General features: G+C 57.0%; 9 protein-coding genes. 3 read left to right on the forward strand and 6 right to left on the reverse strand.

Annotation, left to right across the window (positions count from 1 at the left end):
- Positions 1-283: 283 nt before the first annotated feature.
- Positions 284-2,584, reverse strand: coding sequence for a tetratricopeptide repeat protein (locus AC5S26_RS22585; protein WP_494187212.1), 2,301 nt, complete (start codon positions 2,582-2,584; stop codon positions 284-286).
- Between the two features lie 69 nt (positions 2,585-2,653).
- On the opposite strand from AC5S26_RS22585, the gene AC5S26_RS22590 reads away from it, so the two are divergent.
- Positions 2,654-3,670, forward strand: a complete 1,017-nt coding sequence (locus AC5S26_RS22590; protein WP_494187213.1) for a hypothetical protein — start codon at positions 2,654-2,656, stop codon at positions 3,668-3,670.
- 193 nt (positions 3,671-3,863) lie between these two features.
- Positions 3,864-5,816, forward strand: a complete 1,953-nt coding sequence (locus tag AC5S26_RS22595; protein ID WP_494187214.1) for an FG-GAP repeat domain-containing protein — start codon at positions 3,864-3,866, stop codon at positions 5,814-5,816.
- A gap of 163 nt (positions 5,817-5,979) precedes the next feature.
- Here AC5S26_RS22595 and AC5S26_RS22600 read toward each other — a convergent pair whose 3' ends face one another.
- The 4 genes from AC5S26_RS22600 to AC5S26_RS22615 all read right to left on the reverse strand — a co-directional run bounded on the left by AC5S26_RS22600 (position 5,980) and on the right by AC5S26_RS22615 (position 11,200).
- On the reverse strand, positions 5,980-7,551 hold the full coding sequence (locus tag AC5S26_RS22600) for a glycoside hydrolase family 27 protein (protein ID WP_494187215.1): 1,572 nt from the start codon (positions 7,549-7,551) through the stop codon (positions 5,980-5,982).
- 31 nt (positions 7,552-7,582) lie between these two features.
- Positions 7,583-8,641, reverse strand: a complete 1,059-nt coding sequence (locus AC5S26_RS22605) for a DUF6807 family protein (protein ID WP_494187216.1) — start codon at positions 8,639-8,641, stop codon at positions 7,583-7,585.
- Positions 8,642-8,708: 67 nt separating this feature from the next.
- On the reverse strand, positions 8,709-10,352 hold the full coding sequence (locus AC5S26_RS22610; RefSeq protein WP_494187217.1) for a pyrroloquinoline quinone-dependent dehydrogenase: 1,644 nt from the start codon (positions 10,350-10,352) through the stop codon (positions 8,709-8,711).
- Between the two features lie 80 nt (positions 10,353-10,432).
- The gene (locus AC5S26_RS22615; protein WP_494187218.1) at positions 10,433-11,200 is read right to left on the reverse strand and encodes a c-type cytochrome; all 768 of its coding nucleotides are present in this window, start codon (positions 11,198-11,200) and stop codon (positions 10,433-10,435) included.
- A gap of 561 nt (positions 11,201-11,761) precedes the next feature.
- Here AC5S26_RS22615 and AC5S26_RS22620 point away from each other — a divergent pair.
- Positions 11,762-12,676: a sugar phosphate isomerase/epimerase family protein gene (locus AC5S26_RS22620; protein WP_494187219.1), complete on the forward strand. Its 915-nt coding sequence runs from the start codon at positions 11,762-11,764 to the stop codon at positions 12,674-12,676.
- 87 nt (positions 12,677-12,763) lie between these two features.
- On the opposite strand, the gene AC5S26_RS22625 is transcribed toward AC5S26_RS22620, so the two are convergent.
- Entirely contained in the window at positions 12,764-14,662 is a 1,899-nt protein-coding gene (locus AC5S26_RS22625) for an FG-GAP-like repeat-containing protein (RefSeq protein WP_494187220.1), read from the reverse strand.
- Positions 14,663-14,881 lie beyond the last annotated feature (219 nt).

Consider the following 14,881-nt stretch of genomic DNA (forward strand, 5'->3'; position numbering starts at 1 on the left):
GATGCTTATACAGTTTTGAACTGACCGCAATCGTTGTTCTGGTTGAATATTGATAGCAACCTACTTAAGCATACGACGAGGAGCCTTTACAGATTCTTGTTGTGCGGTGTGACTTACGCAAAGTATGAATAGATTGTTGATTGACAAAACGCTTTTTTTTCGTGATCTTCCACTCGAAATGAGACGGAGATGAATCGCTTTTCTTGCGAATTGCCGAGGATGTATGGTTAGTCGGAAGAACTTATGCCATCGTGAGGGATCCACCACCCCAATAGAGTCGAGACTACCGCTGCGCGCCGACGCGCTCGAGCGCCTGTTGTGCAGCGGTGGAGATAGCTGGGTTGAGATCCCCGGCCGCCTTGCGAAGATGCTCAGCCGCTCCCGTACGATCACCCCGCGAGTAGAGTAGCAGGCCCAGGTTCAGGTGAACGCGATTCATGTCGGGACGGATGGAGAGGGCCTGCCTGTACTCAGCGATTGCCTGTTCAGACTGATGTTCCCGCACAAGGATTGCTCCGAGAATCTCGTGTGCCTCGGCGTAATGAGGGTCTGCCTGGATAGCGGCCTGTATCTGAGTCTTGGCTTCGTCGTAACGCCCGACCTGCAGAAGGCCCAGCGCGTAGTCGTAGAGATAGGGCGCATAGCCCGATCGCAGCTTTACGGCTTTTTGGAAGCTGTAGAGCGCTCCATCTGTGTTGCGTCGCATCGCCATCACCTGGCCTAAGAGGTCGTAAGCCGCGGCATCGTAGGGATCGAGAGCTAGCGCTTTCGCGAGCAGAGGTTCGGCCTCCTGTGGCCTTCCCGTCTGTAGGAGCAGGTTGGCCACGTTGAAGTAGCCTTCGGGAAGATCGGGGCTTATCGCGAGGGCCTTCTGAAGCTTTGCCAGAGCCTCTTCGCGCTTTCCCCGCTGTGCCTCGAGCAGGCCGTACTGGAACCACGTGCTTGGCTCGAGCGGAGCGAGATGCAGGGCTTGATCGAGCGTTTTTGCACTAAGCGCGTCGTCTCCCTGTTGCTGCCGCGCACGCGCGAGACCCTGCAGCGCGACTAGCGACGTGTTGTTGCGCTCAAGCGCATTCGTATAGGCGCCCGCTGCCTTTTGCGGCTCCTTGCTGCTCATCCAGGCGTCTCCGAGAACGGTGTAGAACTCGGCACGTGAAGGTGGTCGTTGCGCCATCTGGCGGCTGAGATCTGCGACGCCTCTGGCGAGATTATTCTGGAGTACAACCTGCGCTATGCCGCGATATAGATTATTCTCGGCGGTGGCAGGAGGTTGCGCGGGATAGTACGGCAGCACCTCGCCGTGATAGTCCTCGGATTCGGGGAGGTGAATTTCGGTCAGCTCCGCGAGAAGATTGCGATCCGTTAGCTTGCGCTGAATGTAATGGTCGGTGACCACCACATGCACCACATCCTCGGTGCGACGCCTGGGCATATGGCAGGAGACACAGTCCTGGGATGCAGGATGCTTGCCGGCAGCGACTTCCTGCTTCAGTGCTGGCTGATGGCACTTGCCACAGGCGGCAGCGTAAAACGTGACAGCCTCTTGCCCGGAGGGAAGCACACGATGGGGATCATGGCAGTTGAGGCAAGTCATCGCACCCTGGCTCTCGAGGAAACAGCGCGATTTGCGCAGACGATACGCTGCGCTGACGATCTGAAAGCGGTCGTCGTATCCCTTACCCTCAGGGTAATCGAAGTAACGATTGAAATCTTCGAGGGGTTGGCCGGCAATATAGGAGAAGGGGTCGCGGTCAAACTTGCGAATGATGGACGGCAGATGCCCGCTGGTGGGCTCGAGGTGGCATTGCATGCACACCTCAAGCCGGCGCTTCGGCTCGAGTCGCGCGGGGTTGACGATGGTGCGCCGGAATTCGGCCTGCGTGGGGTTGCCGCTCTGTGCGACGGCGATGTGCTGTCCACCGGGGCCGTGGCAGCGTTGACAGTCAATGCCCTCGGCAAGCTTGCCGGTGAAGACGGCGTCGATGGTCTGCGAGCGCGCTTGTTCGGAAAGCTGCGGGTAGCCTGTGTGGCAGAAGGTGCATTCGTAGGAGACCATGCGTCGCGTCTGAGGATGTTTAGAATCGAAGCCAGGACTGAGCGCCCAGTAGCCGCCGCGCTCGGAGTACCAGCCGAGGGGAAGCTCGATGAGCGTGTCGCGTGCGGTGCGGTGCAGGTAGGAGCGCGCCAGATCGCCGGAGCCAAGCACGTAGTCGACTTTCATCTCCTCGACGTTGGTCTCGACGCCGTTGAGGCCAACCTGCCACCGGCGCTGGTAGTAACCGCCATCTCGCATGATCATCGCGTAATGTGTGTCCGAGAGCGCAGAGTAATAGTGATTCTTGTCTTTGTAGTCTTCTATGGTGTTGGAGGGCATGGGGCGGAAAAAGGACTTGCCCATCCCTGTCTGCCTATAGGTGTTGTAGATCTGACGATGGCAGCCTGCGCATGCGTCGGGATCGACGTAAGCGTTTACCTGAGGTGCTGGGGCGTGAGGTGCCTGGCTTGCAATCGCGTTGATCAAACAGCCGGCGAGAGTTAGCAGGCCGAGCGAGGTCGAGGCCTTCGTGATGGTTCTCCACAACATTGCTGTTATTCCCATACGATCGGCGGGCTGCCCGATGTTATAGTGCGTTTGTTCTTGAAGGAGCTAAGAGTGAGACAGTGGCTCGTGGCGATGATAATAGCAGCAGTTCTGAGCATGGCGGTTGCAGCGAACGCGGAGACGCCAACGGCAACGATTGGCAGCGCCGATCTTCATGCAGAGCTCTACCTGCCCGATGTGAAGAACGGCTTCTATCGTGGTACACGCTTCGATTGGTCAGGCATAGTGCGTAACCTTCGCTATAAAAATCTCAGTTTCTTCGGGCCATGGTTCGATCGACAAGATCCTAGCGTGCACGACTTCGTCTACGCTGACGACAAGATCGTTGCCGGGACGTGCAGCGCAACGATGGGGCCGGTCGAGGAGTTCCAGGCCATCGGCTACGATCAGGCGCAGCCGAATGGCACTTTCCTGAAGATAGGCGTAGGAGTGCTGCGCAGGCCCGATGCCGCACCGTACGATCAGTACCGCACTTACGAGGTGGTCGATTCAGGAACATGGACTGTCAAGAAGGGGCGCGACTGGATTCGTTTTACGCAGAGGCTGGTGAATGAAAACGGTTACGGCTATGTGTATACCAAGACGATCAGGCTAATTGCCGGGCAGCCGCGCATGGTCCTCGAGCATAGCTTGAAGAACATCGGGTCCGTGCCTCTCGAGACAAGTGCCTACGACCATAACTTCCTGGTGATGAATGGAAAAGGGCCGCAGAAGGGAACGACTTTGAGTTTTCCTTTTGCTGTGGATGGAGGCACACCCATGCCTCCTGAGATGGCTGAGATCAGCGGTAAGCAGATTGTCTACCGTAAGACACTTGAAGGGAAAGAGACAGTCTCCGCCCAGGTGAAAGGTTTCAGCAGGGATGCGGCGGATTATTCTCTGAGTGTGGAGAGCCCGGGGACGGGCGCAGGGGTCAAAATTCACGGCGACCGTCCGCTCGCAAGCATGTTCCTATGGTCTATCCGCTCAGTTCTGTCGATCGAACCCTTCATCGATATTTCCATCAAGCCCCAGCAGGAGATGACGTGGGCGATAATGTACGACTTCTACACGGTCGGACAACAATGATATCGGGATTGAATAAGTTCAATCTGGAACGAGACGAGTTTCCTAATTCCTTGACACGTTCGCAGTACACAGCGTATCAAGTTGCATTGTTATGGAACTTGGTCGCGAGGCGTTTTCGAATAAGAGTTCTTTCGGGAACTTTAGCGAGACTCTAAAACAGAATACGTTCATTGGAGCAAAGAGGTCATCGCCTATGAGCCAACGCCGGTGTATCGCTTACGCCGTATCTTGTCTCGTGCTCGGTAACCTCAGCGCACTTGCTGTTGCGCAGACCGCGAACGATGCAGTGCTTCGCGGTCCCAGCTTTGCCGCAGGGACAAAGTTTTCCGGTTCAGGAACAGGTGGGTGGCACGCGCTGGGCGGAGCGCAGTGGAGTGCGACCGCCGGAGTGATCACGGGCAAAGCAACTAACGCGCCGGGCTGGCTGGTGTTAGACCAGGCTTACCAGGACCCCGGGCTCTACAGCGCGTTTCGCTGTGATGGCGACTGCGAGACGGGGATACTGTTACGTCTCTCGAAGATCGACGGCGGCATGAGGGGAACGTTTATTTCGATCCGCAACGGTGTGGTGGAGGCCGATAAGGTTGCGCTAAACAGCGACGGTGAGATCACCAGCCGGGATAAATTGCGCAACGCTGGCGGTACTATCCGCTTTGCGCCGGCGCCGTCGGACTCGAACAATGTGCTGCGGCGGCCGCAGCCTGTGCCTCCTCCCATGGGCGTCACCATGCCGATCGTTCGGCCAGAGAATGCGTTTCGCCCGAATGCATGGAACGAGATCGAGGTGCTGCTGGCATCGGACATTGTTCGCGCCTATCTTAACGACAGCTCGTTCGGCCAGCAGGGCACGCTGAATGCGGCGACCGACGATGGCGAGAATGACTTCGGCCCATTCGCGCTATACGTGGGCAAGAATACGAGCGTGACTTTTACGGGAGTCGTTTACAGGGACCTTGCCTTGACGGAGCTGCCGAAGCAGCAGGTGAGCAGCAGATTCCACGTCCAGCGCCTGACGCCGTTCTACTATAACTGGTCGGCGGTAGCCGCGGACTTCAACAAGGACGGCAAGACGGATATAGCTTCAGGACCATATGTCTACTATGGTCCTGACTTCACGGCGAAGCGCGAGATCTACGCACCGCAGACGGTGAACCCATCCGACAACTACGCCACATTTGTGCAGCATGTGGGCGACTTCAATGGTGACGGCTGGCCTGACATCGTTGCGACCAACCTGGGCAAGAGTGGAGGAACGCTCTACATCAATCCGGGAACGGAGAGACGCCGGTGGAAGCAGTACCACGTCGTGCCCTCGGTACAGAGCGAAAACAGTCTGTTGACCGACGTGGATGGCGACGGCGAGCCGGAGCTGGTGTACATCGCGGAGAACTTTGTTCGCTACGCGAAGCCTGATCCTGGCAATCCCACGGGTTTGTGGCAGGTGCACACAGTGTCGGAGAAAGGGCCGTGGTCGGCGCATGGCATCGGTGTAGGTGATGTGAATGGCGACAGGCTCGTCGACATTTTGGGAGCGGATGGATGGTGGGAGCATCCGGCAGAGGGCGGCGATAGTTCTGCGAAGTGGAAGTATCATCCTGTCGCCTTCGGTCGCTGGGGACGGATTGGCGAGGGGGGAGCGACGATCGGCGTCTACGACATCAATGGTGATGGACTGAACGATGTGATCACCTCGCTCGAGGCACACGGCTGGGGACTGGCGTGGTTCGAGCAAAAGCGTACAGCGGACGGAACCATCTCCTTCGTACCACACATGATCATGGACAATCACACTACGAAGAATGCGGGCGATGTGGCGTTCTCCGAGCTGCACGGAACGGCGATTGCCGATGTCGACGGCGATGGTACCCCGGATTTTATCGTGGGCAAGCGGGTGTGGTCGCATAACGACAACAACTTCGATCCTTATGTCTACGGTCCTGCTGTTCTCTATTGGTATCGAACGGTGCGCGACAAGCAGGCTCCGGGCGGGGCTCGCTTCGTGCCGGAGCTGATTGATAACGGCTCAGGCGCAGGCTCGGACGTACTTGCCTACGACATCAACGGAGACGGTGCAATGGATATCGTGACCGCCACCAAGTTGGGGGCGTACATCTACTGGGGCAGTCACAAAAAGATGACGAAGTAGCATGCTGCTGCGCAGCGCGCGTTGAGTATAAGGGCAGCCACAGCTAAACTACAAAGCCTGCGGCGAACTGTAATAGTTCGCCGCAGGCTATTATTTTGCGTCACCCGTTGATCGTCCTTTGAGGGATCAATGGTCTAGACGGGCACTTGGCGATGTGATCAGCTTACCTCGCTCTGATCCGCAGCAATACCACGCCGTGCTTCGCAACGTTCGCGGTGTACTGATCACCCTTGATGGGAACGTCGCTATGCAGCCATAGGTCGCGTGCCTGTAGCTTTTTTCCTGCGAGGCCGGGGACCTTGCTGAGCTGCAGATCGGAAGTGGCGGCATCGTCGCCGCGGTTGTAGATGCCGACGATCACGGAGCCATCAGCCATAGGACGCCACAGCGTTTCGACTTTACCCATTGTAGAGAGCGTTGCGACGGGCTTTGCTGCGGAGTCCTGGTCGACGGCGATGACCTCTTTGTTCATCAGGATCGACTTGGTCTCGTCGCTCATCGTGCGGAGATCGTTTCCGGCGATCAGTGGCGCAGCCAGCATCGACCAGAGGCTCATGTGCGTGCGGTACTCGTCGCCGGTCATGCCGCCGTTGCCGACCTCGAGCATGTCGGGGTCGTTCCAGTGTCCGGGCCGCGTATAGGAGGAGATGGTGATTTGGCTGAAGCCGATGCGGTCCATCGACTCCCAGTGGTCACTGATGTCACCAGTTGTGCGCCAGAGGTTGCCACCAGTCTTTGTACCCCACTTCCAGGGATCATTCTCGCCATATTGGCAGAGGCTGAAGACAACAGGGTGTCCGGCCTGCTGCAGCGCCTCACCCATCTTCTGATAGAGACCGCGATGATTCTCCTCGCTTGAGGGGTAGATTGTTCGTGCGCCGCACAGGTCGTACTTCAGATAATCGATGCCCCAGGAAGCATAGGTCTTCGCGTCTTGCAGCTCATGGCCGAAGCTTCCTTCGTATCCCGCGCATGTAGTCGGCCCGGGCGAGGAATAGATGCCTATCTTCAGTCCTTTGGAGTGCACGTAGTCGGCCAGCGCCTTCATGTCGGGAAACTTGCGGTTCGTAGTGATGTTCCCTTGCGCGTCGCGGCCCTGTTCCCATGTGTCGTCGATATTGACGTATACGTAGCCGAGCTTGTCCATACCCGAGGCGACGAGAGCATCGGCCATGCCTTTGACATCCTCGGCTGTTACCTTGCCCGCGAATTTGTTCCAGCTATTCCAACCCATGGGCGGCGTGCGCACCAGGCCATTGTCGGGAAGATCATGCGGCGCTGGCAGAGGCAGTGGAGCAGGAGGTGTCGCTGCCTCGTTGGTCGTTCGCTCCGCCATTCCCTTCATTTTGCGGTTTACGTTCTCCAAGGCGATTTTCTCGCCGTCAATCTTGCCCTCAAAGACCATGGGACGGTACTGGATGTCGTTGGGCGGAGCACCTGCTGCACGTTCCGGCGGCAGCGTCTCAAAATGCACCATGCCGTCCTTCACCGATCCCTGCAGCGGCGTGCCCTGGATATTACGACCGAAGAGTTTGCCGGTCAGCTTCTCGCCGTCCTGTTCTAGTTGGAAGTAGGTATTGCGGAAGGTGCCGTCCTGGTTGGGAACCTTCATGTTCCAGTAGCCGGTGAGACCGGACTGCGCGAAGACGAAGGGACAGACGACAAAGAGGGTGGAAAATACCACCGCTCGCACAAACATGGTTCCGCGATCCAGCCACACAGAATGTTGCTTCATGGACACCTCAAAAAGACTTTGTACCTGCGTTCTACTTTGTAACACTCGCGGTCTGCGAGGTGAAGGGATTTCCCCTCATGCCTCGCCACTCCAGCGAGAGCTTCTGGATGGTATCGGTGGGCGGAGGGCCGTCGTGCACGACGACGCGGTAGCGCAGGACCTGAGGGGCGTTGGGGTGGATTGTCTGCGGGCCGAAGGTGGTAGTGCAGGGGTTCACCATCCACAGCGTGTTATGCCAGCGCGTCGGCGGATTCATGGGATGGTCGAGAATGGCGACGCCCACCAGCTTGCCGTCGCTCTTAAGCTTGATGGAGTAGTCGTACCACGGCTCGGAGGGCCAATCGGAATCGGGCAGGGAATAGTGCGGTCCGGGAAGATCGGTTACTTTGCCAGAGGCATTGCTGTAATAGGATTCGCCATACTTCTGTGCCTGGAAGACGAAGCCTCCAAAGGCCGTCTGGTCGAGGACAAAGTCAACGACAGGCGCCAATTTGTACACAACATCGATGACGAAGACGCCATCGCGCTCGGCTACCGTGACCTCGTTCGTCTCCTCAAGCATGGTTTTGCCGTCGACCGTCCACTCATTCACAATCTCGAGCTGAGCATGCTTGTCGTCGGCGGCCACAAGGCGTGCGTCCTTGTTCTTGATGACGCGGCCTTCTTTGGGCGCGTACAGCCCCCATGCCCAGAAGTCGGCGCGCTTGATGTTATATGCCCCTACGAGATGGTTCGGTGGAGCCTTCGACATATCGGCCGGAGTCCGAAACTCTGAGGCAAGGATTCCGAGGAAGATGCCGCGATGCCAGGGGTGATCGTCCGGGCCTGCGTTGGAGACGCGCTCGCCAGTGGGCGTATTAACAGGATCGAAGTAAGCCGCGCTTGGCGACTGCACATTCGACGGCACCTTTGTCTTGTACTCGAAGACCACGCGGCCGTCCGGAGTCTTGACCTGCATGCCTTCGTTTGTCTGCGCCAGTGTAAACGTGGAGGCTGCCAGGGCTTGTTTTGCAGAGAGTACGATCGCGAGGGCAATCCCGATTCTACCGACGAAGACCGCAGCGCGCTTTGAATTTTCAGACCAGCTCAAGGAAAGCCTCCATTGTTGCAACCGTCTTTTAGCAGTTCACGCATCCTGCGTGCCATCTCTTTCAGCGTTACTTCGAGGCCTTCAAATCTGGCAGACCGAAGACGTACAAGGAACTGCCCGCGCAGACAGCGACATACTGCTGCCCGTTCACAGAGTAGGTCATCGGGCCGCTGGCGACGGTGCCACCCATGCCCGCCTTCCACAGGCTCTTACCCGTGACGGCGTCGAGCGCAAAGAAGTTGCCCTCTTTGCCACCGGAAAAGACGAGGTCCGATGCCGTGGTCAGCACGCCAGCATCGGTGTAGTCGACCATTTTGAACTCCCACTTTTTATCGCCGGTCTTCGGATCAAGCGCAATCACGGCGCCATAACCCTCCGTGTCCTTCTTGAACAGAGGAGCATTGGGTGGCGGCCTTGTCCAGTCAGGTCTCTTCGGCTTCCCGACGCCGGTGTAGCGTTCGCCTTCCTTCCATGTCGCATCGGCCTTGGCGGAGACGGCTGAGTAGTTCTGCCAGCTCGAGATATAAAACATTCCCGTGCGCGGGCTATACGATGGCGAATACCAGTTGGTGCCGCCCTGCACGCCGGGCTGAATAAATGTGCCCTCGTAAGTGGCGACGTGGCCCGGAGCCTTGGTTGGCCGGCCCTTCGCATCAAAGCCCGTATTCCAGTTCTGCTTGGTGAAAGCGCTGCCGTGGAGGAACTCGCCGGTCGTGCGGTCGAGCACATAGTAGAAGCCGTTGCGGTTTGCCCACAACATTAGCTTGCGTGGCTGTCCCTTCCAGTCCATATTGACGAGCACTGGAACCTGCACGGAGTCCCAGTCGAACTCGTCATTGGGAGTGAACTGATAGAACCACTTCAGCTTGCCGGTGTCAGTATCGAGAGCGACCACGGAGTCGGAATATAGATTGTCTCCCGGGCTGCGTACATCACCATTCCATCCAGGATTGGGATTGCCCGTACCCCAGTAGGTCAGGTTGGTCTCCGGATCGTAGGAACCCGTAACCCAGATGGGTGATCCTCCATGGATCCACGAGCCATTGGACCAGGTATCGCCGTTCGGCTCGCCTGGCTTGGGCACGGTGTCGAAGCGCCACAACTCCTCACCGCTCTCGACATCGTAGGCGGACACCCAGCAGTTGGCACCTTCCTCGTTGGTCGCAGGGCCCAGGATTACCTTGTTCTTGACTATGAGTGGAGCGACATTTAGTTGATAGCCCTTCTGCCAGACCGCTACCACCTTGTCCCAAATGGGGTGGCCATCCCGCGCATCTACGGCGATGAGGTGACCATCGAGCGTCGCCCAAAAGAGGCGATGGCCAGAGATAGCGAGGCCTTTCAACATAGGCAGAACGAAGACACCACGCGGATCGACAGTATGGTTGTATGTCCAGTAGACGCGTCCCGAGACCGCATCGACTGCAGAGATTTGGCTTGTGTCACCGATGTACATGATTCCGTCGACGACCAGTGGCGTGTTCTCCACTTTCTGCAGTGTGCGGAAGGGGTGCACCCACTTTAGCTGCAATGTGCCGACGTTGTTCCTAGTGATCTGGGAGAGTGTGCTGTAGCGATGACTAGCGTAGTCTCCCCCGTAAGTTAACCAGTTCTGCGGCTCCTTGTCGGCGTGCAAGATGCGTTCGTAGGTCACCTGCGCTCCCATCGAACAACTAACCAACAGCAGAAGTGCGAGCATCGATCGTTTCACAGACTTAGTTCCTTTCCCGGTATACGAAACATCTTGTTGAAGCGGGCACGTTCACTGCGAGGCCTCTGAATGGCGGTGAATCACTTTCCTGGCTCCGTCATCGAGCTGAGGTCGCGCACCAGGTCGTCGAGATCCAGCCCTGTGATTTTGCTCGCAAATGAGGGCATTGGGTTTGTGTCGATGATTGCGAACTCGCGCGCACCCGCCTTAGAACGCGTCTCCAGCTGACCAGAGGCGTCGACCATCTGTACGCTGTATCCGTCCTGATTGAGGATTTTTCCTGTAATTGTCTTGCCATCGACCCCCGTCAGGCGTACCTGCCTGTTCTCTGGCGAGACGGTGGGTCGCGGACTTATGATCGCTACGCGAATCTCATCGGCCTTACGACGCGAGCCTATTCCATTGAGGCTGGGCCCGACATATGAGCCTTCGTCGCCGATGCGGTGGCAGGCGGTGCAGCCGTTCGTTGCAAGCGTCTGCTTTGCCCGCCCGATCTCGGACGCGTTGAGCGGCGCCACAGGTACGACAGGAGCGGTGGGAGTTGCCATTGCCTGCGCCGAGTGAGCAGCTCCTTTACCGGGCCCGAAATTGGTCGAGAGATAGAGGACGATGTTATCCATGTCGGACGATGTTCCCTGCGCTCCGCGTGAGATCATGTCGTCGACGACTCCTCGCCACTCTGCTTCGCTCTTGCCGAGTCGCGTGGCCATGGAGGCAGTGTGGCACGTTGTGCAGATACGTTCGAACTCCGTTTTGCCCTTTCCGTCAGGGAGGGTCTGTCCAAAGACAACCGATACGTTCAGGCAGCAAAGCGCTGCGAATCCTGCAATCCTGTATCTTCCATCCATCGGCAATCGCTCTCGTGGGCGTGTTTTCGAGCGGATCTCATGAGGAGTTCCTGTTTGAACCCGCTAGAAGCGAAGCACACACGTCTTTCTCGCAGCTTGGAAACTCAGGCCAACTAGATATATGCGGTGGTAGAGAACTGTCAATGACGAGTTTGAATCAGAGTTCCTATAGGAACTAGCGGGCTTGCTTTCCAATGGTTCTGAATAGCAGTATTGTGGAAAGATCTCAGAGTGTCCGCGCGCGGCCCCTCAAACAGAGAAATGTTCCGCGCCAATCCTCATATAGCATGAGTTCAGATACGAACTCCGCGCAAAGCTAAATTCCTTGACATCCGTTTCTTGTTTGTCATATCTACTTGCTTCGGTACAGATTGAACCTCTTCATGATGGCTTCAACATCTCTTGCGCGAAAAAACAAAGAACTGCCCGCGAGGTTGGCTAACGTGAGGCGCATGCCTGCACGGAACCCTCGCGAATTTGAAGTACAAAGTTACATCGGAGCTTGGCGCTTCCGGTGCCACAGACCGGTGATACCTTATGTCATCGTTTGGAGCGACACACATGGGAATCACTAGACGTTGCTTTCTAGGCCAGGTCTCTGTTGTGGCTGCCGATTTAGTACTTGGCGCAGGCAGCGCTGCGGCAGACCCGCTTTCCATGCCTATCGGGTTTCAAGGGTACGACGCCAGGTTTCTGTTGATTGAGGACTGGGACAAGGGCTGGCAGACGATGCGGGACATGGGCTATCGCTCCGTGGATCTTGTCTCGGTTCGCGGTTACGGCTTTGAGAAGTCAACTGTTGCCAATAAGACAGCGAAAGAAATCCGCACTAAGCTCAACTCGATTGGGATGCTCTATGAGAACTGTCAGTTCAGCTACAACGAGCTTCACGTCGAGTTCGACAGGACGATGGACTTCTGCCATGAACTTAAGCTGAAAAACATTATCTGCGCACCGGAATCGCAGCACACGAAAACAATTGATGGCTGGAAGTGGCAGGCTGACCAACTCAACCAGCTCGCCGTGCGACTCAAGAAGGAGGGTTTCCGTTTGGGATACCACAACCATGATCTTGAGTTCATGGACATCGACGGTGTGACGCCCTACGACGTGCTGATGGAGAACACCGATCCGAAGCTCGTCTGGTTTCAGATCGACGTCGGCAATCTGACCTTCGCTGGTAAGGACGCAATTATGTATTTGAAGAAGTATCCTCAGCGCTACTTCTCGATGCACGCCAAGGATTACAAACCCGGCCTGACGAGCGTTCCGGTGGGGCAGGGCATTCTCGACTGGAAGGCGATCTTCACGCTGGCGAAGAGCATGCCGATCGAGAACTACTTTGCGGAGGTCGCAGCGTATGGCATCGGCAGTCTTCATCACCTGCCCGCGACGGCGTGGCCGACGGATTCTGTCGACCAGCTGCGGCAGAGCTACGTTTATTTGCACAATTTGAAAGATCTGAGTCGACGTTGAGCGTGGGAGTACGCACGGATTGCCGCCGGGCCGCGTGGTTGCGTGATCCCGGCAGCAATCCGTTCAGGTGCCCTTGGGGCACTCCTCTCAGTGTCCTTTCGTTGCGGTCTTTGCCTGTTCCTGTCCCCAGAAGATGAAGAGTCCGCGCTTGGTTGCGGCGACAATGTCCATCATGCCGTCACCGTTCAAGTCAACCGGCAGCAGGTTATCGCCCGCGCCGGAGTTGTTATGGATCAGTTCGGGTTCAAGTCGTGCACCACCTGGAGCCTGCTTGTCGCGCACGGTTCGGTACCAGTAAAGGTACGGCGGTCCATAGACGTCGGGATCGAGAAAATCGTCTTTGTGCGAAAACTGACGTTTGCCGACGATGAAGTCCATAATGCCATCGCCATCGACATCAGCCACCGCGGAGCCGTGCAACTCAGAGAAGATGACCTCTCCCGCATTCTTGGTATTGTAGTTGTCCATAATCATGTGGCGCACAAAAGAGATCTCGCCATTGCTTGAACGCTTCTGTTCAAACCACGCCAAACCGAAACCGTGTGCCTCAAGCTGAGTCACTACATCGTTCAAACCATCGCCGTTCACGTCATAGATACCTATAGTTGCCCCGCCAGGTCCTATCCGGCCCCATCGGCCAAAGGCCTCCGGATGATACTTCCACGGCCCCTGGTCAGAGTTCACGGGCTGCTCCCACCATCCATCGGCACCGACCAGATCCAATCTCCCGTCGCCGTTTATATCTCCCACTCCGATACCGTGTGCTGGCCACATGCCTTTCTCCGAGATGGTGTGAACCTTCCATGGCTCTGTCGCATGCGAAGGATCGAACTTCGCATAACGCATGTAACCGTTGGCGATGTAGATCAGTTCCGGCTTGCCGTCGTGGTCAATGTCGGTCAGCAACGAGTTCTCCGCCTGCATCGTCGGAATCACACGATATTGCTTCCATCGCCGTGAGGAGTTGCCGGGATTGAGATACAGAACAGCGCCGTGGCCCAGATTTGTCGCAACAATGTCTGCCCATCCGTCGCCGTTGAAATCGTACGCGTGCTGGATCCACACCGAATATTCGGTAGACGGGTTGAACGTACGTGCGGGATAGATCTCCCTCGACTTCGTGAAGTCTGGACCATAGTACAGGTATGCGCCCGAGATCAGGTCCGTCTTGCCATCATGGTTAAAGTCCGCCGCGGCGGCGGTCCAGTTGTAATAGAAGGGAGTAATCCGTTGAATGCGGAACCGGCTCCCAACCTCGTCCTTCGGCTGGAAGCGCATTGCGATGTCTTTTATCGAAATTGCCTTGAAGCGGACCTCGCTGCCCTTGCCGACATACAGTGCCACCTTGCCGAACGCCTCGATATCGTCGTCAGCAGTGGCAACGCTCACCTCTTGAGCGGTGTCGTTGAGATAGCCGCGCATTACGTTCTCGTCCAACAGCAACTCCAACTCGTTCCACTGGCCAGGCCTCACCCCGGAACGAACTCGCTTGATCGGCATCTGATCGGGAGAGACCTCGTAGACTGTCGGATCGTTCAGCGCCTGCGGTAATGCCGTCTGCTCTTCGCGCGACGGTGCAAAGCGAAACTGGCCTCGTGCATCGCGCAGCTTCTCACGGGCCACAATGTCGCCATGATCGTCGAGCGTCATCGCATAAGCACCAAAGCCTGCTTTGCTGATGGACAAGTACGTGCCTGTCCACCCGTTGGCTGCCTTCGCCATGCGTACCAATACCCCCGTGTCACAGCTCTCCGAGCAGCGAAAGGCCGCATAGGCGCCCACATCCTGCAACGAGCGGTCGAGGACCAGCCAGCCATCGCCACCGGTCCCTCGACCGACGATCTCGCCGTTCTCGGCCTTCCACTCCGCAGCTCCAAGCCTTTGCCAACCGGTGAGGCTTCCCCCATCCAGCTTTGTATCCGGTACAAAGCTCGGCCCACGTAATTCTGAAGTCTCCTGCCCGGACGCATGCTGTCCAATCGCCACGCATGCTAGTAGAAGGCCTGCAACGAAAACACGTCTCGTATTTTCACTACAAAATTTCTCAATTCGCACTTCGATCACTCCCAGGCTTAGATATCGTCGCTGCGATGCGACGGGCATGCTTTACTCTTTAACCGATTCTCACGTGCGACTGTAGTCTGTACCTAGCAAAAGGCAATCGGCTGCCTCTCATGTCTTCGAGAGGCCGCCGAATTTACCTGT

Source organism: Edaphobacter sp. FHG110511_03, assembly GCF_059115365.1.

Coding starts and splice junctions, on each gene's coding strand:
- AC5S26_RS22600 (WP_494187215.1), bottom strand. CDS start 7,551: ATGAAGCAACATTCTGTGTGGCTGGATCGCGGAACCATGTTTGTGCGA.
- AC5S26_RS22585 (WP_494187212.1), bottom strand. CDS start 2,584: ATGTTGTGGAGAACCATCACGAAGGCCTCGACCTCGCTCGGCCTGCTA.
- AC5S26_RS22615 (WP_494187218.1), bottom strand. CDS start 11,200: ATGGATGGAAGATACAGGATTGCAGGATTCGCAGCGCTTTGCTGCCTG.
- AC5S26_RS22595 (WP_494187214.1), top strand. CDS start 3,864: ATGAGCCAACGCCGGTGTATCGCTTACGCCGTATCTTGTCTCGTGCTC.
- AC5S26_RS22620 (WP_494187219.1), top strand. CDS start 11,762: ATGGGAATCACTAGACGTTGCTTTCTAGGCCAGGTCTCTGTTGTGGCT.